Here is a 20,096-nt window from a genome sequence, read left to right as displayed (position 1 = left end):
CCATTTTTCGATTGCTGCGAAAATATTATCGAACAATGGCGGGTTTTCCTCCTATCGCTTGTTGATTAGCCGAACAGACCAGAGAGCAGCGGGATCAGCTGGGTGCCGATGAGAATGACACCGCCGCCGGACATGAGCTGCTTCATGCCCTGCGACTTTGCGCCAGGGTTATCGTTTCCGTACCCTTCCATGAGGTTCACAACGCCCCAAACACCAAGGCCCGCGCCGATGGCAACAACGAGAGTCTGCAGAACGGTAATAGCCTGATTAAAGAATTCCATAGTGTTGTTTCGCCAGATTGCAGCAATGATAAAATACACGATTCCAAAAGAAAAACAGGCTGGCACATCTTCGGTGCTGCCTGCTTCCTGCAATGCTGGCTTCTCCTTTCATTTTCATAAAAAATCAGCCTTTTGGAATCGCAAAATGTAGAGATTAGTCGGGTGAATTTCCTGCCACGGGGTCTGCCCGGACAGGCGGGCGGGCGAATTTACTTCGGATAATGACCTCCTTCCTATGCTGTGCTTTCTTCGGACACATCCACCTCGTAGCAATCAAATTCTTCATCCATCCGCAGCCTGAGTTCGTGCTTCAGATAGCGTTCTACATCGAAAGCATTCTTCTTATCAAAGTCCGAAAGCTCCTTGTACCGCTTATGCTTGGTAATGTCGAATTTGTCGCTCAGGAATGGCCTGACTCCGCGCAGCTGCAGGATGCACTTACTGCCATCCATGACAGAAAGCTCGTCCCGGCTCATAAGCTCCTTTCCGGTCTTTTGGTAGGTTGTACCAAAGGATGGGCTTTGACCGCGTGTATCGGATGTGTTATATAGGTCGATTGTTTCTTTTCCCAGCGTTTCGGAAATTTCTTTGAGCGTCGAACTTTCCTTGCCGCCGAGGAACAGCATGGTGTCGCAGTTACCGATGATGGTTTCTGCGGCATCCTTGTAGATGGTTTTCAACTGGCTCTGAGATTGCAGGATGATGGATGCCGAAATCTCGCGGCTGCGGATGGTGGCGATCAGCTTATCAAACTTCGGGATCAGCCCGATGTTTGCGAACTCATCGAGCAGCAGCCGCACATGATACTTTAGCTGACCTCCGCATTGATCGTCTGCACGGTCACAAAGTAGATTGAAAAGCTGGGTGTACATGATAGACACCACGAAATTGAATGTATCGTCCGTATCGGAAATGATAACGAACAAGGCCGTGCGGCGATCCCCCAGCAAATCCAGTTCCATTTCATCGTAGGCCATCAGGTCACGCAGCTCCGCAATGTCAAATGGGGCTAATCTGGCACCACAGGAAATCAGAATCGACTTAGCCGTTTTGCCAGAGACGAAAAGTCAAGGACTTTTTCATCAAATTCAAAAAGAAGTCACATTCTGCGGACTTCTTCACGGAGCAGACGCTTGATTTTGTCCTCCATCGTCTCTTTTGCGGTCTCGCTGAAATGGACACGGACGATATAGGTTGTCTTGCCGATCTGCTTTCTGACAGTCGGGCAAGGGGTGCTGTTGGTTGCGGTATTGTTCATTCAAAATCCTCCTGTAAATGAAAAATGCCCGGTGACTGTTCATCATCGGGCGGTGTCAGTATGAGGGAACAAGGCAAGGCGGCAACATTAAGGTATCTATAAAAACCTTGCCGTCTTTGCCACGCTTGCCGTGTTCCTGTTGTCAGTCTCGGAGATAGCAGACCCATGCTGTGCCGTCTTTCTCGGTCACAAGCCTGTCCCCGATACGGCTCTTTGCCGTTCTCATGGTGCGTGAGGAAATCCCACGCTCATTGACTGCCTTTTCCAGCTCTGCGCTCGGCATACGCTTTCCGTCCGCAAGCAGTTCCAGAATGAGCATTTGCGCCTGTGCGGTCTTGCTCTCGGTCTTAGCGGTGTCCGTCCCGGCAAGAAGCTCGTCAGCGGTAATGTCATAAGCCCCTATCCACTCAAAGCCTTTCTCGTCTCCCAGAGAAAATGCAAGGGACTGTCCGGGCGGCGCAAGGGAGCTTTTCTCATGGATAAGCACCCTCGTTGTGGGGCTGTCCTTCAGCTTGCCGATAAAAAGCAGACTGCGGACTGCCGCCGTAATGTCGATAGACCCCAATCCCCGGTAGGTGCTTTGCGTTCCTGCGGCTTTGTTCAGGTGTCCAATCAGCACGATAGCGCACCCGGTAGCCTGTGCAATGTCTCCCAGACTGCGGAATATCGGGCGCACCTCGTTTGCCCTGTTCATGTCCACATCTGCGCCCAAAAACGCCTGTACCGGGTCAATGATAACCAGCCTTGCGTTGTTTTCCCGGATTGCCCTTGCTATGCGTTCATCGGCAAGGGTCAGCGGCGTGTCTCTATCGTCAATGACAAGCACTTTTTCGAGGTCTGCGTCTGCTTCCATCAATCGGGGCTTGACCGTATCGCCCAGACCGTCCTCGGCGGTTTGATAGATGATGTTGAACGGCTCAAGGGTTTCCATACCGGGCAAGGGCTTTCGGTTGGTGCAAGCCGCCGCAAGACGCATGGCAAAGTAGGTCTTGCCCTCGCCGGGGTTGCCTGTATGATCGTCAGCTTTCCAAAGGGGATATACGGAAACCATAGCCAATCCACGCTCGTCAGCTCCACATCTGCCATGCGGAGCATGGGGACAGGCTGGGCGGTGGGCAGCTCTCGCAGCGTGATTGTCTCGGCTATGAATTTGCGGCTGGGAATGTCCCCTTGCTGACGGAGAACATCGTTCCAGTCTTTCCTTGCCGGGACAAGGCGAATGACGGCGATCTCGCCGGGAATGTCCTGTGCCAGCCGGGTGCAGGCTTCACTTCCTGCGGTGTCGCTGTCAAGGCAGAGGAACACTTTTCTGGTGTCCTTGCGTTCAGAAAGAAAACGGTCAAGGGCTTTGCCTGAAACGCCGCCCAGGGCAAGGTAGCTCCTTGTCTGCCAGTCCTGCGGATAAAGGCAGATAAAGGACAAAAGGTCAATCGGTGCTTCAAAGACAAAGAGCTGGTTGCCGTTTCCCTCATAGTGGAACGGATAGGATTTGTCAGACCCGGCAATGTCCTGTCTGAATGAGTCTGCCGTTCCTCGCACATGGGCGTATCTCGGCGTACCGCTTCGGTCTCTGCCGACAAACACAACATTGTGCCGCTTTGCGTCCTCGTAAATATCCCCGGAAAGAAGAAAAGCCTCAACAAACGTTTTGTTGAGACCTCGGCTTTCTGTGAGATATTGGATTGCTCTGTCGGCTGTCCTGTTGTGCAAGGGCAAGTGAAACGCTGTGGGCGGTGCTATGCTGGCTTCGGTCTGCCCCTCGCCGCTTTCGCCGGTCAGGAGCTGGACGGCTTCGGGAAAGGATTTTCCGTAAAACTCCATGACAAAATCAATGGGATAGCCGCCCTTGCTCTGGCTGTGGCGAAACCATTTGTTTCCCCGGACTGTCAGGCTGTCATGTTCTTTCCAGCGGTATTCCCGTCCGCTTTTGATAAGTGTCTCTCCCTGTGTGCGGAGAAAATCTTCCAGACTGACGGCGTTCGCCCGGTCAATCTGTGCTTGGGTGTAATTCATCGGGATAGTTCCTCCTTTTTCTGTCGTGTTTGGGGTCGATTTTGGTGCATTTGTTCCTCTGTACGCTCGTTAAATCGGGCGGCAGTATCTACACATGACTTGACCTTCCAAAGACGGTGTAAATCGTCTCTGACAGCCTTAAACTCGCCGTAGGTGGTGTTGTGCGCCTGTTCCAGCTCGTCATACTCTTCGGTCAGCTTTTTCATATCCACCTTGCCGTCCGGGAACTCTCCGGTCAGCTTGCGTCTGGCGGCGTAGAACTGTTTCAGTTCCGCTTCATGCTCTGCCTTGTACTTGGCTCTGGGCTTCTCAAACTTGATTTTCTGCAAGCCGTCATAGACAGGCTTCAAGCTCTGGAAAGCAGCGGAGCTGTCATAGAGCTGCTTAATTGCTTTCATTCGGGCGGTCTGTTCGTCCAGCGTTTTCTTCAAGCTCCCTGTGGCAGCACTGTGTTCGCTGACACGGCTTTCCAAATCTTCAAGGGTGTAAATGCCGTTTGCCCGGAGATAATTGAAAGTCTCGTTCATCTCCTTTAGGTTGCTGATTTTGCCTTTCTGGGAATAAGCACCGGCTTTGCGCTGAGTGTAATAGGCGTTCAGCAGAGAAACAAGGTCGGGTGCCTGTGGCTTGGCAAGTTCCGCTTTTGCTTCGGCAATCCAATCGAACAGGAGAGAGATTTTCTTTTTGATGTCACGGATAACGGCGTTGGTGGCTTTTATCCATCGGTTGAACTCGCCTTTCTCGGTGCGGATGCCTTTCTTCTCCATTGCCCGGACGGTTGCGCCCTCATGGACGGTGGGAAGTAAATCCACGCCCTGACGCTCATAGCTCCGGTGGTCGATACGAACGTCAAGCCCCTTTTCTGCAAACTTGGCGTTGCATAGCTCCGCCCATGTCTGCCGCCAGTGTTCCAGCGTTTCGGGACTGCCCCAGTCGGTAGTGGGAACGGCGTTGAACACAAACTTTCCGTCTGCGTCCCGGATACGGTTGCCGTCCTCGTCCAGCTCGTACACCCGGCGTTGCTTTAGCCCCATTTGCCGTTCTGCTCAATGGGACGGATAGGGCAAAGAACATGGAAGTGCGGGTTTGGTATGCCGCCGTCCTCCCGGTCTGGCTGGTGTACGGCGAAGTCAACCACCATGCCCCGGCTCACAAAGTTCTCCAATAAAAATTGCCTTGCAAGAGCGATGTTTTCCTCAAGGGAAAATTCATTCTGCAAGGCAATGTCAAAGCTGTATGCAAGCTGGGCGTTCTTTCCTCGCTCGGCTTTTTCCACGGCGTTCCATAGCGTCTGGCGGTCTGCGTATTCTGGCGGCGCATGGGACGGCAGGAGAATGTCGGAGCAGATCACACCGCCCTTGCGGGTGTAGTCGCTGTATTCGCCGTAATACTCGCTATACAATCGCTCCCCGGCTCGGTAGGCAGCAGAAGCGATAGCGGACTGTCCTGCGCTTCGCTTAGTCTGCGTGACACTCAGATGAAATAGTGCCATCGGCTTTCAACTCCTTTCCTACGTTCGCTTTGTTGATGTGGGTAATCGCCATGTGACGGACGGCTCGCTGGACTTCGGACAGAGAAAAGATGTGTTCCATCAGCTCTGTCATTTCGGTGCGTGTGAGATCTTTGACCTCCGGGGCAAGGCTCTCAATCGTGCCGCCCAGATTGCAAAGGCGGTGGGTGCGTTTCTTGCGTTCGCCTTTCTCCAGATACTTCTTTCTGTTCTCAAGACGGTTGAGCTTGTGCTGTTCCTGTGCAAGCTGCGTCTCGGCTCGTTCCTTTTCGGTTCGGAGCTGTTCAAGAGTTTTCGGTTTTGTCATTGTGATTGACCTCCTTTTTTGATTTTTGGGATAAAAAAAGACCGTCAACTTTTCGCACATTGCGACCAGTCAACGGTCTGATTTTCGGTATTCGGTTTTTCAAACTTGCTGGCGGCGAACAGCATTTTATGCTGTTTGCGGACGGCAAGTCCACAAGGGATAGCCGCTTTAGCGGCGCAAGGGGGTGTAGCCACCTTGACGGAACGAAGTGACGCAACATTCTCGGTCAAGCAGTTTTCTTCTGCTGACGGAGAATGAAGCTCCGCAGGACGCACGATACTCCCGATAGGAGAGTATAGAAGTGCGCCCTTTAGTTCCTAAAGGGATTTGCTCCGGCTTAACTTCTCGACAAACTTGAAGTTATAGTGCTATCTTTTTCCATTTTCTAATCTTAGTTCTAAAGGTTCCGAATGGAGCAACTGTGTTAACATGTATGAATTTGTATACTTCCCAGACAGCTGTTTTAGTTGCCTCGTCAGCCCATTTTCTCATATGTGGTTTGAATAATTCTTCCTCACTTAGCGAATCAATCATTGCATAAATAGAATTGATATTCTCATTCAACATATCTTTCAACTCTTGCAGTGACAGGTGCGCATATGTATCTGTGAACCACTGATATAATTCACCAAGCTGATTCCACTTAAAGTTATCAGAGGGAGTTTTGACCTGAATACCCTTTCTTTCGTCTGCTTCCCATTTAAGAATGAGCGCTGTCCATCCAACCTGATAAGCAAGATTTTCTGCAGGAGTTCGATCAACCTCATCAATTCTCTCATCTTTTAAGGATTCTGGAATATCATTAAATTCTGATATATACTTTGCAAAGCTTTTATTTATCTCGTTTTTAAGTTCGTCTTTATTCACATATGTTCTCACTATTCTATCTCCTCAAATTCCGATTTGTTTCTCAATTTCGTATTCAAATTATACCATAAAACTTGTGAACAATTCTACCGCAACTTTGGACTGTATGAGAAAAGTCCGGACGGTTTTCTGCCCGGACTTTCTCACTCAATCATAAATCAATTCCGCTTTCACAATCTCATCTGCCTGTGCCTTGCAAGCGTTCATCTGCCGCACCCATTCCATTTGGTTTTCGGCTTTCAGCTGTTCGGTCACGCCGTACTGCTTTGCCAGTGACCGCACGATCAGCTCCATGCGGTTTCGTGCCGCTTCGTCAATCTCGGCGCAATGCTCAAAGAGCTTGTCGGATAGCACCAGCTCATTGAACAGTATCGGGCGGCGCATTTCCAAATATGCTTTGCGAAGTCTGCCGTGGTGTCCGAGGGGCTTTGTCTTGCGGATAACGATGTTCGGGATAAGATAATCTCCGTTCTGTGTGTAAGTGATATTCATGCTGATTGCACTCCTTTCATCGGCTCTCTCTGCGGTAAACTGCTGACAGGGACGAACACTCCCTTTGCAATGTCCTCCGCACGAATGGCGGCTTTCTTGGCTTCGATTTCTGCCTTTTTTCTCCCCTTGATTTTGTCCTCGTATCGCTTCTGCGCTCCGCTGGCTTTCCGCTTCAAGTAGTTCTGATGAAGCCTGTCCTTGCGTTCCTCACGCTTGCGGATTTCCTCTAATTCTTCCGGGGTCAGCTCCACTTCTCCAAACGCCGGGGGAACGAATCGCCCAACAAAATTGAAGTAAATCTCGACCTCCTGTGTGGTCTGTATACTGCCTTTGCGGTCACGCTCATGCACAAGGATTTTCTCGATAAACTCGTTGAGCATGGCAATGGTCAGCTTGTCGAAGTTCTCATATTTATCAATCAGAGCGATAAAACGGTCAGCGTCCTTTTCGTGCGTTTCATAGCTCTTGACAGCCTTTTCCAGAGCAGAGATTTCAGCGGTAAGCTCGGCTTGCTCCTTTGCGTATTGAGCGTCCAGAGTGGCGTATCTGCTGTCGGACAGCTTTCCTAAAATGTTGTCCTCATAGATTTTGCAGAGCAGGACTTCCAGCTCGGAAACTCTCTGCTTTGCTGTGGCAAGGCGTGTCCGCTGTTTCCTGACCTCTGTGGTCTGCTGGCTGGACTGCGCTTCCTGCACCACACGGACAAACTCGGCTCGGTCATGCTTCGCATACTCGGCAATGGCTTTGAGCATTTCCGAGACAAGGGACAGTACCACATCTTCATTGATACGGTGCTGGGTCTTGCAGAGCGTTCCGCAAGGAACTTTGGTGTACTGTGAGCAGGTGTATTGAGAAATGCGCTTGCCGTTGTTGGTGCGGTGGACATACATCTTGCCGCCGCAATCGGCACAATAAAGCAAGCCTGTGAGGGGAGCTGCTTCGCCCCAGCCGTCCGGGTAGCGTCTGACATTCCCACGGATTTTCTGCACAAGGTCAAAGGTCTGCTGGTCAATGATAGCTTCATGGGTATTCTCGAAAATCGTCCATTCGTCCTCCGGGACATAATGGCTTTTCTTGTCCTTGAAGTGCTTTCGGGTCTTGAAGTTGATGGTGTGTCCCAGATATTCACGCTTTTCAAGAATGTTGCAGATGGTGGAAGAACCCCAGCCGTACACATCTTTGAAAGTCTTGTTTTTATTCACACCCTCGCCGTGCCGGGCAAGGTAAGCGGACGGAATGAGGATTTTTTCTTCTTTCAGCTTGCTGGCGATCTGATACGGACCGTAGCCGTCAATCGTCATGGAAAAGATACGCTTTACCACTTCGGCGGCTTCGGGGTCAACCAACCATTGGTCTCTGGCTTCGTTCCAGAGATAGCCGTAAATAACCGTGCCTGTGAGGTGCTTGCCGGACTTGCCTTTGGATTGAAAAGTGGAACGGATTTTACGGCTGGTGTCTCTGGCGTAGTATTCGTTCATAATGTTGCGGAAAGGGGTAAAATCATCGTCCCCTCTGGCGCTGTCCACGCCGTCATTGATGGCGATAAGGCGCACGCCACGCTGACGCAGGATTTCCATAATCTGACCGACTTTCAGATAGTCACGACCCATGCGGCTCATGTCCTTGATACACAGGTACTCCACATTCCCGGCTTCCACTTCTTTCATCATTGCCAAAAATCCGGGACGGTCAAAGCAAGTACCACTAATGCCATCGTCCGTGAAATGGACAATGTTCGTAAACCCCTGCCGTGCGGCGAACTCCTCCAACATAGCCTTTTGATTGGAAATGGAATTGCTCTCACGCTGCTGGTCATCATCTTTGCCAAAGTCATCACGGCTCAATCGTTCATACAGAGCAGTGATTTTCTCGTTTTTTCTCATAACTTGCGCTCCTTTCTTCGGTTTTAGGTTGTGTGTTCTAAGAGACTTCCCAACCGCTTGATTAAGAAGTCTTTTAGAGCATACAACACCGGCAGCCAACTTGTATTTCTTATACTGACGGACTGCAAAATGCTCCGGCTTCTTCTGTTCCAGTTCCTCGAACAGTTCATCCACAGGATTCTTAAATTCTTCATCATCCTCGCGGGCTTCGCTGGCGTTGATGAACTCCAGCAAGGTGGAGAAGTTCTGCTCTTCCTCCGGGGCTTCATACCAGATGTAGCCGATCAGTGCGCAGTAGAGCAGGCGTTCGGCCTTGACCCAGAAATCCTCGCCGGATTTTTCTCCATCGCCCTTTGTATTGGCGATGATGGTATTGACCAGCTTCAGAATATCTTTTTCGCTGCGGATGTAATGGAACGGATTGTACCGCATGGATTTTTTGAAGTTGATGGTGTTCAGGACTTTGATTTTATACCCGGCATCCGAGAGCATCTTTCCGCACTCGACAATAATTGTGCCTTTGGGATCGGTCAGGACATAGCTGACCTTTTCGGGCATCTGCATCAGATTCGGCTTGACGTAGAATCGCGTCTTGCCGCTGCCGCTGCCGCCGATCACAATGACGTTTTTATTGCGGGCATACTTCGGATGCTTTGGTCTACCACTCATCATCAGCCGTTCGGTCTGTGTGAGTAAGACGTTGTTCTCGAATACCGGGTCAATAAAAGGTTCGATGTCCTTCTGGTTGCCCCACCGGGCAGAGCCATATTCCTCACCTTGCCGATACTTCTTCGCGTTCTTTCCTTTGAAGTAGATCACTGCTTTCAGCGCAGCTGCGCCGACCAGCCCCACCATCAGGTCGAATGGGTGAAAACTGGGCAAGACACTTTTGTAGGCCAGGCCAAAATTCATAAAAAGTACCATCAGTCTGTCCACCACGGAATCGCCATTGCAATGGCGGTAGAGCCATGCGGCTTTCTCCACCATGTAAAAGGCGATGATGTACGGAAAATTCAGCAGGATCAGCTTTTTCATATCTGCTGCCTGCACTATCCTGCTGATTTCCGCAGCCAGTTTTTTGCCCCATGCCGTGCCGCCCGTCTGGTTGGACGGTGCTTTGCGCGGACGCTGGGCAGGTGTTTTCGGATTTTTCATCGTGTCGGTTCCTGCTCCCTCTTCTTTTCTTTTTTGAGCTGGCGGTGATTGGAAAGTTCTGCTTTCACCTTTTCCAGCTTTTGGCGCACCGATTCGCGTTTCTGCTTTTTCAGCGTTTCGCTGGTGTACTCCTTAAAGGCGGCGGTCATAATATCCACATCCTTGGCCTTGAAAAAGACGAGATACTCCGTCTTTCCTTCCTGCTCCACCTTTTTCAGACTATAATCAATGCCATATTTCCGGGCTACCCGGTCAAACGATTTGATATTATTGTCTGTGACAACGATGTTCGTGATCTGCGCGCCGCTCTTTTGCAGACTTTTAATGCTCTGCTTCCCGGTTTTCCTACATTGGACTTTTACTCCTTTCGCCTGCTTTTTCTTCTTGTTCAGTTCTGCCAGCAGCTTTATCAAAGCCGCTTTCAAAATCTGTGCCGTGATTTTTCCTCCTTTGATGCACAGTGAGATGGTTTTCTCATTGACTTCTTCCTGCAAGATGCTCACCTCCCATCTGTCACCGCTGTATCAGGGGCGGACTGCCCCGGCTGCAGGCGGTGCGGTATCCCCCAGCACCGAGCGAAACTTCTTACGGCACTGGTGCAGCAGATAGCCGCACTCCCATTTGTGCCGACAGTGCTTGCAGGGATGGCCGCTGTCCGTTCCCGGACGCTGGCGCATCATGCGTTCAAACGGGTTGTCTGTGAAATTCATAGGCTTAACCTCCCTGTTCAGCCAGCGGCAGCACACCGTGCCTCTTCAAAGTGTGATAAAGGAACTTCCGGCCTTTCTGCGTCCATGCCGTATGCAGCTTTTCCACCTCGGAGCCATCGCTGCGCTGGAGCCGAAACGTCAGGCTGGACGTATAGCCCTTGCCGTGGTGTTCCGAATACAGCACCCACTGGCCGTTGGCCCGGTACTGGATGCCGTGCAGATGCAGCAGCCGATTGAACACCTTGGCTCCGCAGCCGTACTCTTTGGCAATCTGCGTAGTCGTCACCAGTGAATCCGAATCGCTCAACTGCGCTTCGTAGCTGCTCCGGCGCGGCGGCTTCTTATGCAGCAGGCCCAGCAGTGTATCCCAGTCAAACGGCTGCGATGGTACGCCGCACCGACTGCCGTGTGGTGCAGCTTGCAGAGCTTCTTTGCCATGTCCTGTGTGATGCGGTAGTCTTTTACATACCGCTGGACCGTGCGCCCGCCCTCATCCTGAAGCCGGACACGGGGCATATACTCGTAGTCGCGGCCCTCGATGAAACCATACTGACACATACGCGGAAACCACTTGCGGAAATCGCTGCGAATGTGCATCTGGTCATACAGATCACGCGCCCACAGCGTAGAGGGCAGCGTGTCCAGATTCATAAAAACGATGTTCATGGGGTTGTCCTCCTAAATTTTATTTTCCCTGCCGCCCCACCCAAATTCATGCTGAACCTGTGCGGAATAATAGCTGTCCACGGTCACAGGTGCGTTATAGAGTGTTGCCAGCAGGTATTGCTTGATGTTCCGAATCTGAGTGCTGTTTTCTTTTAAGCACTCCAATATGTACTGGATGTGCGAGGAATCCAGCTTCATCAGGCGGCTTTTCACCACCTCCTTCGGCTTTTCTTCTCCACAGATACGCAGGAGCTTCTTCCTGCTGGTGACAGTTTCCACCAACAGTTCCAGAATCTCATACAGGACCGCTTTATCCGCTGGATAGCCCTGTTCCAGAATTTCCAGTTCCAGAGCTTCCTTGAAATAGCGGCGGTACTGTTCTTCTTCCTGCAATTCAGCCGGATAGATAAGATCAGTTTCACTATTATCTGTCTTATTCATCTTCTCAGTATTACTTCCGTTTGATTTTGGAACTCCCGGAAGTTCGTTTTTCAAACCGCCGGAAGTATGATTTTCATACTTCCAGTAGTTCGATTGCGAAAGCCCCGCATAAAGGTCTTTCACATACAGCAGATTGGGTTTGCCAAGTCCTTGTCTGCGCCGCTCGATAAGCCGGAACTCCCGTTCCAGTTCATCCAGCAGTTTGACCGCCTTTTGTCTGGCACAATGAATAGAGTCCATAACTTCCTCTATCGTGCAGATAATGTAGGCGTTGCCGTGCTTGTCCTGCCAGCCGTTCTTAATGGAAAGGCTCATACGATCCAGCAGCACAGCATACAGCAGCTTGGCGTCCCCGGACATCTTCTGGAACAGATCTGCCTTGACCAGTGCTTTCGGCACACGGTAAAAGCTGTATCGGTCTGCTTCAAGACCTTTGAAATACGGGTACTCCATGTAAATTCATCACCCCCTGTCTGTCGGATTGGATTTGCACTATTTGAAATAACAGTACATTCCTACGGTGGAACACGTTTCCTTGCTCCACCGCAGTGTATCTGCTGTTATTTGAGCTTTGCCATTCTGCCCCAGCCCGTTCCTGCCCCATATTTCAGCGGCGTTTTCTCTGGTAAGACGCGCAGGATGCACATTCAGTGCCAGAAGTATCTCTCTGGGATGGCTTATTCAGTTTTCAAGGAGCTTCGTAAGGTTCTCTTCTCTAACCCTTACACTAATATGAATTTGAAGGTGCCTTGGGGGATACAGTTCCCAAAGATTTTTTGAATTTTTTTATCATGCATTCATTTTTAACGGATTATCGAAACATTCATTCTTATTCAATTTGATATTTTTCATTGAGATAAGCTGCAATGCAGCTTTCCAACGAACTACTGCCTGCAAATTCGGCCTCGATGGTATATTCACCGCACCTATTGATATAAGGAGAACCGCTTGCTATGTTTTCTGTTTGCCGGGTATTCTTGCTCATCTGCTGTTTCCTTTTCATGTAAAATCTCCCACTGCCAATTCATAATGTGCTTCAAAATCAAATTTGCGGCGAATCCGTTCAAGTGCCTGATTGACAGACCTTGTAACCGACCCACGCGCGATTCCCATACCATCTGCGATTTCCTGATGGGTCTTGTCAAGAACATAATTCTGGTAGATCAGGTTACGCTGCTTTTCCGTTAGAACCGTCATCATTGCATGAAGTGCTTCCTTCTCAATATATTTATCCAGAACATTGATTTCAGAATCTGCCATCTCGCCCCAATCTTCCGCTACGGCATGATACGAAACACACACTTTGGTTTGACCCACGCCCTCGCACTTCAGCTGTGATTCCTCCACTCTCTGTTCGCCCTCAAACAGTGCGCGAATATGCCACTCGCAGTTTTCAAAGTATTCTTCCTTGATCACTTCGCCCTTTCCCTTTGATGCACCGTAGGCATAGTCCCCACGGCAGTCATGGATATGGAACACAGTATTGCGCTTTCCAGCAGAAAACCAAACATAGCCGCTGTGATAAAGCGTCAGGTGACTGTCGTGCTCAAATTCTTTACGCAGAAGAATCCGCCCATCTTCCAAAAGCACCTTTGGAGAGGGTACGCGCTTGGTATGTACAGGTGCTTTCACCATTTCCTTGACCTTTTTCAATGTAAGCATTTTATCCACCTTTCTGCCTTCCGGCTCCGGGTGAACTGAAAAAAGCAGCAAAAATCGTCTCAGATTCACCCGTTTTTTTGAACGGGAATCTAAGATTCCTCTTGCTGCTTTCTATTTGTCTGATACTCCCTATACTAATAGGAGTCCGCAGAGCCGTTTTGGAATACAGTTTTTCAAAAAATTTTGAAAAACAAAAAGGCCGGAACAGGATGAACTACTTGCAGGTGCACTGCTGCGCTGCATTCGCTCATTCTGTTCCGGCCTATACTCGTCATGCGGTATCGCTCTTATCAAACAGTTTTATTCTATTGTAGCATGACTGCCGTTTTGCAGAACTGGCCAGCTACTCATGGTGCTTACCTAGACTTCTGCAACAGCACACCCATTGCCTGCTTCCATCTTACAAGTCGCTGCACATGGTATCACTTGCAGCCGCATGATGGATTTTCTCTATCAGACGTTCCAGCAGGATGCAATCTTGCTTCTTTCCCTGTTTCACATGAAGTACAACCTTGCCATCAATCACTCCGCTGGTTCCGATCCGCACTCCACCATCGGTGCGGACAACAAACTGTTCTTTGTCCAAACTGCATCCTCCTTTTTAGTGTTTTACTTTTCCAATCCTCTATTGTATGACTATTGCGGAACTTAACTTTCTTTCATCTTTCTTATAATCATGCTCCTTTCATCTTGCAATCACTGGATTTTTCATGTATAATGCAAGCATTACATCGAATATAGCAATATTATATGCAACTAACGGCATCTTGTCAAGAAGAAAGTCGGAAACTTACTTTCTATAACAATTTTCAGAGATTCCGCTACATATCCCCTACTACCTGATGAACACACACCACACCAGAAAGGTATGCAATCACATGAAATTTGGAGAAAAACTCTATGATTTGCGGAAAAGAAATGGCTATACCAAGGTTGAACTAGCAAAAATGCTTGGTGTCACTACCCGAACGATTGCCGGATACGAAAAAGAAGAACGCTATCCCAAAAAACGAGAAATATACCAGAAACTCTCTGACATCTTTCATGTTCCCCTGAATTACCTGTACACCGAAAACACATCTTCCGATGAGTTTATCGCCAAGGCCGGGAAAGTTTTTGGAGAGCGTGGACGGATGGAAGCACAACAGCTTGCATTAGATTTATCAGAACTGTTTGCTTCCGGGGAACTATCTGATGAAGATATGGATGGTATTATGATCGTAATGCAAAAAGCCTATTTCAAGCACAAAGAAGAAAAGCTGCGAAAAGAAGCGGAGCATGTTCGCACTCAAAAATCAAGCGGCCAGACCGAATGACCTATCTGTTGCTCCCAGCAGCAGATGCCCCGAAAGGAGTATTTGTATGGATTCTCTTTTAATTCATCAACAGGCCAACGATCTCGTTCAAAATTTCGGAACAAGAAACATTAAGAAAATTGCCTTAAATGTCGGCATGGAAGTCAGCGAAACTGACTGTTTCCACGACTTGCTCGGATTGTTTGCTTTCCAGTGGCACGATCACATGATTTTCATTAACCAACACATTGATAAGTACACAAAGCAGATGGTATGTGGTTATGCCCTTGGGCATTATCTGAAGCATCCTGATGTGAACTCTATGAAAAAGTTCATCGCCATCAAGGACAAGCATATCATCCTGCATGAGCAAAATGCGTTCACATCTCATCTTATGCTGGACAGCAACGAGATTTATAATCTCACAAAGCAAGGATTAGACACTGCGCAGATTGCCGCCTTAAAGCGGATTCATCCTAACTTGGTACTTGTCAAATTGCTGGAGCTGTATCGCATGGGTTACGACCTCCGACACTACTATGCGCAGCATCACGCCTTTATTGAGTGCTTCAAACTTCCGGTCCATTTCAGATTTGATGCAACAGCCCTTGGCTAAAATACTATTCTAATAATGTAAAAGCCCGTAATGAACAGTCGTTGTGCTTGTCCATTACGGGCTTTGTCGTTGTTTGCGAGGACTATTATAAATCCATATTTATCAGGAAATATATCCCTCACTTTTTCATTCTTCTAACAAACTTTACTACGTTTTTATGACTTCATAGCCTACGGTACCATATTTGATTACCACATCTGACATTCTTATCAAATCTGCTTTAATTTCCTTTTTTATCGAATCTGGTTCTATAAATAAGGAAATCATTCCATACGACTTTTCCGATGCTATAACGTGCCTTATAAATAGAAAATATAATTCTTCACTTGAAAATCCAATCAGCGAAGACAACGTATCGTATATTGTTCTGTGTGGTATTCTGTATTGATTTTCTTCCGCTTTACAAATCTTTCTAAACCTATACCATGAATCATTCGCCGCTGTATGAACATCGGCAAATGATTCCGCATCAAAAAACTTAAACCCTTTTTGCGAAAATTCTTGCTTACTAAATTTTACCACTTTATCATCAAATGAATAGTGCGGTGAGAAGCAGTCTATAATTGATAAGTGTTTAGTAATCGTAGACAATTCTTCGTCCTTGAATGATCGACATATATCGAGGGGACTTCTATATGTTGTAGTATAGTCAACGGTGTCACCATCAGATATAGTTTCTTTAATATAGTCTGTCAAGATTTTTGTATAATCAACATTATCATCATACAAAAGCAATAGCGTTCCGCCTTTTTTCATCTTTTCAAGCTTTAGGCTATCAACTCCACTCTCACTAAAAATATCAAAATTCACTACGCCTCTATCCCTATAATTTTTTTCATAAAAAGTTTTATGTATAAATTTTCATAAAACCACGCCACAGGTCTAGTATATTTAATAAAACGTTTCTTCCTCAGATGATATAAGCTCCCATATATTGTGTAAAAAATTTTACACATATATATCCAACTGGCCATATAGGAGAATAAAAAAAGTAGTACAAGCACACTAGACGCTTTTGAACTTACATTATAGAATACAGAGTCCTCTTCACTTTTCGATATTATGAAATCCGTAACTAATGCGCCTGCGCAAAACATGATTGCAATAAGTTGTAGCATTACTGTTCCCCAAAACTTTTTTCCGAACTCTCTAAACTTAGAGTTATTCGACAAAAAAGTGTACAGAGCAATACATAGTGCTAAACTTGGTATTCCAACAGACAAATAATCCTTGATATTTATATTACATCAACCCCATATCAACCAATTTGGGAATCACAAACTTTCCCAACACACTACCCAATTTTATGCCTTCGGTAGTGTAATTTTTATCAATCCAAACCAAATCTTTGATTTCGCTATCACATTTGGGTTCACCCCGCGTCTCTGCAAAATAGACCTCAATATGAATTGGAATGTTTTCAAATATTGCAATGTCATCAAAACCGCCAAATGGCCGCATTTCAAAAAGTTCTACTTGAATTTCTTCTAACAGTTCTCGTTTCAATGTTTCAAAGTCGGTTTCGTTTCCTTCTCTTTTTCCTCCGGGTATAATATATTCTTCTCTATTATCTTTAGTTCTTTTTCTTACTACTAAGAGTTTCTTTCCTCTCAGAATGATGCCGCCAACTTTATCTATTTTTTTCATACGATAATCCCCTTTCTATTAGTTCTTTACACAAGCTCTTCTTTTCATCCAAGTATTGCTTTATCACCTCATCCTCTGCTATTGAAAATGTATTACTAAACAAGCACGTATCTTCTAACGGTTGTATTGTCATTCCACGATCAAATAGACCATATTTTATCTCTTTCTTTTCCATTTCATAGACCGGATTTTTATAAGAGATTCCATACTCGCCATAGAGTCCTTTAATAAAATCTAATGCAATTCCTCGTTGTTCTCCATACCGCTGCTGTCGCTTTGTAGAGCCATCAGCCATTGTAGTTATTTCAAATTTATTACAGAATATAATGCTTTGTACATGCATTGCTAGTTTACATCCAACACATATGAGGCTAACATTATACTTTTTTATATCTTCCTCCATAGAAACCAATGCTAGTTTTCTAAACATTCCTCCAATCTTATAATGGCACATATCTAAAATCTTATTTCCATATACCTCTTTTAACTCTTTGTAGCGAATATCAACTAAGTTATTTGAAATCAAAGCCCCTGTGTCGTAATGAAACAAATATGCCCCATAGCCATTTTCGATCATTTCACAAACAGCCAAACTTGAATCTAGTCCACCTGAAAAGAGAATCCCACAAGTCTTATCCATTTTATCCCCTCCTAGTGAATTCATTTTATCCTGCTTATGACAACTATAAAAATGCTCTGCCATACTTATATCCGCACTACATCTACGGAAACAAGTTTGACAGAGCATATGGGTAAATGCCCATCCTGACACTAGTACATTCTCTTATTGCGTTTCCAGATTCACATTTTTCTAGTGTGAATCAAGTCAGGACACGGTTTATAAACTTCTCCATTAACAGCATATCATATTTTCCATTCCGTTTGTATTTCGTTATAAAGAATCTCATATGTCGTTATAACTTCACACCCATTTAGATGAACGATCCCGTTATGCTCTCGCTCATTCTAAAGCAACAACTCTTTTCAAAAATCACAATTTTCCATTATATTCTATTAACATATCAAGATAAATTCTAATCAATTTCTTTTTCTCTTGTGATAGCATCCGATAGGTATGTATAATATGTTGCTCTTCGCTATTTCCTTCTTTATTATCTCCAAACAAATCCATTATAGATATATCTAACGCTGAGCATATTAACAGTATCGTATAAAGATATGGCTTTGTTTTTCCACTCATCAAATTGCTAATGCTCGAATTTGACAAGTTTGTTGCCTTTGCTAGTGCGTAATTTGTTATATTTTTCTTTTGACAAATATCTTTTAATCTAGCAAACATAAGCTGATAGTCTTTCTCTGGATCATACATAAGCGACTTTCCTGCTTTTACTCTACTGTTACACTTTTGGCAAGGTTTCGCGGTTTATCAACATCCAGTCCCTTCGCAACAGACACATAATAGCCCATCAGCTGCAGAGGAATCACTGCCAAACTGCCAACAAAGTGTTCGTCCACTTTTGGTACATAGACTGTAAAATTCACCTGATCCTCAATCTCATAGTTGCCATAGGTTGTCAGGCCCATCAAATATGCACCACGGCTCTTGCACTCCAACATATTGCTGATGGTTTTTTCATACAATTCTTTCTGTGTCAGCACACCTATAACCAGCGTTCCCTGCTCAATTAGGCTAATGGTTCCATGTTTCAATTCGCCTGCAGCATATGCTTCTGAGTGGATATAACTAATCTCCTTCAGCTTCAAACTGCCTTCCAAACAAACCGCATAGTCAATACCACGGCCTACAAAAAACACATCATGTGCATTAGCATACTTAGCTGCGAACCACTGGATGCGTTCCTTATCTTCCAGTACTTTTTGCATTTTTTCCGGAAGGGTCAGCAATTCAGAAATATAGTAGCTGTACTGCTCCTCTGTAATCTTTTCTTTGACTTTTGCAAATTGAACAGCCAAGCAATACATCGCCGCAAGCTGTGCGCTGTATGCCTTAGTTGTCGCGACAGAGATTTCTGGTCCAGCGAGTGTGTAAAACACCTTATCCGCTTCGCGAGCGATGCTGCTTCCAACCACATTAACAACCGCCATCGTGGTAATGCCTTTTTCTTTTGCAAGTCGTAGTGCGGCCAATGTGTCCGCAGTCTCACCCGACTGGCTGACCACAATAACTAACGCTTTCTGATTGACTGGCATCTTGCGATAGCGAAACTCAGATGCAAGTTCCACACGCACCGGGATATCCGCTATATCTTCCAGCACATACTGAGCAGCCATGCCCACATGCCATGCAGAACCGCAGGCAACGATATAGATCTGCTCAAAGTTCTTAATTTCCTCTTCGGTGATTTCCACACCGGACAGGTCGATAGCTCCATCTTTGATCACAGAATTCAGGGTATCTTGGACAGCTTTCGGTTGCTCATGGATTTCTTTCATCATGAAATGCTCAAAGCCGCCCTTTTCTGCTGCTTCTGCATCCCATTTGATCTCAGTGGTCTGCTTTTCGATTTCATCGCCGTTCAGGTCATAGAAATGTGCCTCACCCGGAACGAGCTTTGCGAACTCAAGATTTCCAATGTAATACACATTGCGAGTGTATTTCAGAATTGCCGGGACATCCGAAGCCACATAGGTCTCACCATCCGCAATGCCGATGATCATCGGGCTATCCTTACGTGCCACCCAGATCTCGCCCGGATAATCCCGGAACATCAGCTCAAGAGCGTAGGAACCACGGACACGCACCATCGTCTTAGCGATGGCATCAATAGGACCGAGGTTGTACTTTTTATAATAGTAGTCCACCAGCTTGATGACCACTTCCGTATCCGTCTGACTATAGAATGTATAACCGTGCTTCAGCAACTTTTCTTTCAGTTCGGTATAGTTCTCGATGATGCCGTTATGTACGCCAACGACCTCAGACTCCACTGTTCCGGAACCAGAACGGGTACAGTTACCTGAAACATGCGGATGTGCATTGGTTTGACTCGGCTCACCGTGGGTCGCCCAACGAGTATGACCAATACCACAGGTTCCTTTCAATGCCTTGCCGCCATCTGTTTTCTCGATCAGATTGGACAGGCGCCCCTTCGCTTTCACGACCTGTGCCAGATTTTCTCCGTCACGGACAGCCAGTCCAGCCGAGTCATATCCTCTATATTCCAGTTTTGACAGACCGTCCAGCAGGATCGGTGCTGCCTGTCGATTTCCTGTAAATCCAACGATTCCACACATAGGTTTTGCCCCTCCTATTATTCATTTTTCTATGATACTTTTCCACTTACACAAAACGACTCCGGACACTGCCAGAG

General features: G+C 46.8%; 21 protein-coding genes and 3 pseudogenes. 2 read left to right on the top strand and 22 right to left on the bottom strand.

Going from position 1 to position 20,096, the window contains the following annotated elements; all coding sequences use genetic code 11:
* Window positions 1–65: 65 nt before the first annotated feature.
* The 17 genes and pseudogenes from DXA70_RS00745 to DXA70_RS00665 form a co-directional block, all read right to left on the bottom strand.
* Window positions 66–281 carry a Maff2 family protein gene (locus DXA70_RS00745; protein WP_113998658.1) on the bottom strand — a complete coding sequence of 72 codons (216 nt, stop codon included), beginning with the start codon at window positions 279–281 and terminating at the stop codon, window positions 66–68.
* Window positions 282–514: 233 nt separating this feature from the next.
* Window positions 515–1,339 (bottom strand): annotated as a pseudogene (locus DXA70_RS00740) (TraG/TraD/VirD4 family protein); the annotation flags it as partial.
* Window positions 1,340–1,380: 41 nt separating this feature from the next.
* Window positions 1,381–1,539: a transposon-encoded TnpW family protein gene (locus DXA70_RS00735; protein WP_128117280.1), complete on the bottom strand. Its 159-nt coding sequence runs from the start codon at window positions 1,537–1,539 to the stop codon at window positions 1,381–1,383.
* A gap of 142 nt (window positions 1,540–1,681) precedes the next feature.
* Window positions 1,682–3,552: pseudogene (locus DXA70_RS00730) on the bottom strand (AAA family ATPase).
* Window positions 3,549–5,044, bottom strand: a pseudogene (mobQ, locus tag DXA70_RS00725) (MobQ family relaxase). The pseudogenes DXA70_RS00730 and mobQ overlap by 4 nt, the downstream one beginning before the upstream one ends.
* The gene (locus DXA70_RS00720; RefSeq protein WP_128117279.1) at window positions 5,010–5,369 is read right to left on the bottom strand and encodes a DUF3847 domain-containing protein; all 360 of its coding nucleotides are present in this window, start codon (window positions 5,367–5,369) and stop codon (window positions 5,010–5,012) included. The pseudogene mobQ and the gene DXA70_RS00720 overlap by 35 nt, the downstream one beginning before the upstream one ends.
* A gap of 360 nt (window positions 5,370–5,729) precedes the next feature.
* The gene (locus tag DXA70_RS00710) at window positions 5,730–6,248 is read right to left on the bottom strand and encodes a ClbS/DfsB family four-helix bundle protein (RefSeq protein WP_117485977.1); all 519 of its coding nucleotides are present in this window, start codon (window positions 6,246–6,248) and stop codon (window positions 5,730–5,732) included.
* A 135-nt stretch (window positions 6,249–6,383) separates the two neighbouring features.
* Window positions 6,384–6,728 carry a TnpV protein gene (locus DXA70_RS00705; RefSeq protein ID WP_117553333.1) on the bottom strand — a complete coding sequence of 115 codons (345 nt, stop codon included), beginning with the start codon at window positions 6,726–6,728 and terminating at the stop codon, window positions 6,384–6,386.
* Complete coding sequence (locus DXA70_RS00700) at window positions 6,725–9,646, bottom strand: DUF4368 domain-containing protein (RefSeq protein WP_199522837.1); 2,922 nt, start codon at window positions 9,644–9,646, stop codon at window positions 6,725–6,727. The genes DXA70_RS00705 and DXA70_RS00700 overlap by 4 nt, the downstream gene beginning before the upstream one ends.
* A 116-nt stretch (window positions 9,647–9,762) precedes the next feature.
* On the bottom strand, window positions 9,763–10,269 hold the full coding sequence (locus tag DXA70_RS00695; protein ID WP_347553446.1) for a PcfB family protein: 507 nt from the start codon (window positions 10,267–10,269) through the stop codon (window positions 9,763–9,765).
* Window positions 10,270–10,290: 21 nt separating this feature from the next.
* Window positions 10,291–10,476: a hypothetical protein gene (locus tag DXA70_RS00690; protein ID WP_055185257.1), complete on the bottom strand. Its 186-nt coding sequence runs from the start codon at window positions 10,474–10,476 to the stop codon at window positions 10,291–10,293.
* A 4-nt stretch (window positions 10,477–10,480) separates the two neighbouring features.
* Window positions 10,481–10,783, bottom strand: coding sequence for a phage antirepressor KilAC domain-containing protein (locus DXA70_RS00685; protein ID WP_158565113.1), 303 nt, complete (start codon window positions 10,781–10,783; stop codon window positions 10,481–10,483).
* Complete coding sequence (locus DXA70_RS00680; RefSeq protein ID WP_128117275.1) at window positions 10,780–11,142, bottom strand: antA/AntB antirepressor family protein; 363 nt, start codon at window positions 11,140–11,142, stop codon at window positions 10,780–10,782. The genes DXA70_RS00685 and DXA70_RS00680 overlap by 4 nt, the downstream gene beginning before the upstream one ends.
* Before the next feature lie 12 nt (window positions 11,143–11,154).
* Window positions 11,155–12,036, bottom strand: coding sequence for a DUF6017 domain-containing protein (locus DXA70_RS00675; protein ID WP_128117274.1), 882 nt, complete (start codon window positions 12,034–12,036; stop codon window positions 11,155–11,157).
* A 376-nt stretch (window positions 12,037–12,412) separates the two neighbouring features.
* The gene (locus DXA70_RS13555) at window positions 12,413–12,568 is read right to left on the bottom strand and encodes a hypothetical protein (RefSeq protein ID WP_158565112.1); all 156 of its coding nucleotides are present in this window, start codon (window positions 12,566–12,568) and stop codon (window positions 12,413–12,415) included.
* A gap of 14 nt (window positions 12,569–12,582) precedes the next feature.
* Window positions 12,583–13,245, bottom strand: coding sequence for a sigma-70 family RNA polymerase sigma factor (locus tag DXA70_RS00670; RefSeq protein ID WP_243000934.1), 663 nt, complete (start codon window positions 13,243–13,245; stop codon window positions 12,583–12,585).
* 400 nt (window positions 13,246–13,645) lie between these two features.
* Window positions 13,646–13,831, bottom strand: coding sequence for a hypothetical protein (locus tag DXA70_RS00665; RefSeq protein WP_128117272.1), 186 nt, complete (start codon window positions 13,829–13,831; stop codon window positions 13,646–13,648).
* 292 nt (window positions 13,832–14,123) lie between these two features.
* Here DXA70_RS00665 and DXA70_RS00660 point away from each other — a divergent pair, with 292 nt between their 5' ends.
* Window positions 14,124–14,561, top strand: a complete 438-nt coding sequence (locus DXA70_RS00660) for a helix-turn-helix transcriptional regulator (protein ID WP_158565111.1) — start codon at window positions 14,124–14,126, stop codon at window positions 14,559–14,561.
* A 46-nt stretch (window positions 14,562–14,607) separates the two neighbouring features.
* Window positions 14,608–15,156: an ImmA/IrrE family metallo-endopeptidase gene (locus tag DXA70_RS00655; protein ID WP_158565110.1), complete on the top strand. Its 549-nt coding sequence runs from the start codon at window positions 14,608–14,610 to the stop codon at window positions 15,154–15,156.
* A 147-nt stretch (window positions 15,157–15,303) separates the two neighbouring features.
* Here DXA70_RS00655 and DXA70_RS00650 read toward each other — a convergent pair whose 3' ends face one another.
* The 5 genes from DXA70_RS00650 to glmS all read right to left on the bottom strand — a co-directional run bounded on the left by DXA70_RS00650 (window position 15,304) and on the right by glmS (window position 20,019).
* Window positions 15,304–15,966 carry a hypothetical protein gene (locus tag DXA70_RS00650; RefSeq protein WP_128117269.1) on the bottom strand — a complete coding sequence of 221 codons (663 nt, stop codon included), beginning with the start codon at window positions 15,964–15,966 and terminating at the stop codon, window positions 15,304–15,306.
* 432 nt (window positions 15,967–16,398) lie between these two features.
* Entirely contained in the window at window positions 16,399–16,803 is a 405-nt protein-coding gene (locus DXA70_RS00645) for an NUDIX domain-containing protein (RefSeq protein WP_128117268.1), read from the bottom strand.
* Window positions 16,787–17,443, bottom strand: coding sequence for a hypothetical protein (locus DXA70_RS00640; protein WP_128117267.1), 657 nt, complete (start codon window positions 17,441–17,443; stop codon window positions 16,787–16,789). The genes DXA70_RS00645 and DXA70_RS00640 overlap by 17 nt, the downstream gene beginning before the upstream one ends.
* A gap of 351 nt (window positions 17,444–17,794) precedes the next feature.
* A complete protein-coding gene (locus tag DXA70_RS00635) occupies window positions 17,795–18,133 on the bottom strand; it encodes a helix-turn-helix transcriptional regulator (protein ID WP_128117266.1) in 339 nt (112 codons plus the stop codon).
* A gap of 17 nt (window positions 18,134–18,150) precedes the next feature.
* Complete coding sequence (glmS, locus tag DXA70_RS00630; protein ID WP_128117265.1) at window positions 18,151–20,019, bottom strand: glutamine--fructose-6-phosphate transaminase (isomerizing); 1,869 nt, start codon at window positions 20,017–20,019, stop codon at window positions 18,151–18,153.
* Window positions 20,020–20,096: the final 77 nt, after the last annotated feature.

It is taken from the genome of Faecalibacterium sp. OF04-11AC (assembly GCF_003460645.1).
Lineage (GTDB): Bacteria > Bacillota > Clostridia > Oscillospirales > Ruminococcaceae > Faecalibacterium > Faecalibacterium prausnitzii_I.
The sequence above is the reverse complement of the archived record's forward strand: the minus strand, read 5'-3'. Positions and strand labels throughout refer to the sequence as shown.

Coding starts and splice junctions, on each gene's coding strand:
- DXA70_RS00645 (WP_128117268.1), bottom strand. CDS start 16,803: ATGAAAAAAATAGATAAAGTTGGCGGCATCATTCTGAGAGGAAAGAAA.
- DXA70_RS00660 (WP_158565111.1), top strand. CDS start 14,124: ATGAAATTTGGAGAAAAACTCTATGATTTGCGGAAAAGAAATGGCTAT.
- DXA70_RS00735 (WP_128117280.1), bottom strand. CDS start 1,539: ATGAACAATACCGCAACCAACAGCACCCCTTGCCCGACTGTCAGAAAG.
- glmS (WP_128117265.1), bottom strand. CDS start 20,019: ATGTGTGGAATCGTTGGATTTACAGGAAATCGACAGGCAGCACCGATC.
- DXA70_RS00655 (WP_158565110.1), top strand. CDS start 14,608: ATGGATTCTCTTTTAATTCATCAACAGGCCAACGATCTCGTTCAAAAT.
- DXA70_RS00670 (WP_243000934.1), bottom strand. CDS start 13,245: ATGCTTACATTGAAAAAGGTCAAGGAAATGGTGAAAGCACCTGTACAT.
- DXA70_RS13555 (WP_158565112.1), bottom strand. CDS start 12,568: ATGAGCAAGAATACCCGGCAAACAGAAAACATAGCAAGCGGTTCTCCT.
- DXA70_RS00690 (WP_055185257.1), bottom strand. CDS start 10,476: ATGAATTTCACAGACAACCCGTTTGAACGCATGATGCGCCAGCGTCCG.
- DXA70_RS00720 (WP_128117279.1), bottom strand. CDS start 5,369: ATGACAAAACCGAAAACTCTTGAACAGCTCCGAACCGAAAAGGAACGA.
- DXA70_RS00700 (WP_199522837.1), bottom strand. CDS start 9,646: ATGAAAAAGCTGATCCTGCTGAATTTTCCGTACATCATCGCCTTTTAC.
- DXA70_RS00680 (WP_128117275.1), bottom strand. CDS start 11,142: ATGAACATCGTTTTTATGAATCTGGACACGCTGCCCTCTACGCTGTGG.
- DXA70_RS00640 (WP_128117267.1), bottom strand. CDS start 17,443: ATGGATAAGACTTGTGGGATTCTCTTTTCAGGTGGACTAGATTCAAGT.
- DXA70_RS00675 (WP_128117274.1), bottom strand. CDS start 12,036: ATGGAGTACCCGTATTTCAAAGGTCTTGAAGCAGACCGATACAGCTTT.
- DXA70_RS00745 (WP_113998658.1), bottom strand. CDS start 281: ATGGAATTCTTTAATCAGGCTATTACCGTTCTGCAGACTCTCGTTGTT.
- DXA70_RS00705 (WP_117553333.1), bottom strand. CDS start 6,728: ATGAATATCACTTACACACAGAACGGAGATTATCTTATCCCGAACATC.
- DXA70_RS00635 (WP_128117266.1), bottom strand. CDS start 18,133: ATGTATGATCCAGAGAAAGACTATCAGCTTATGTTTGCTAGATTAAAA.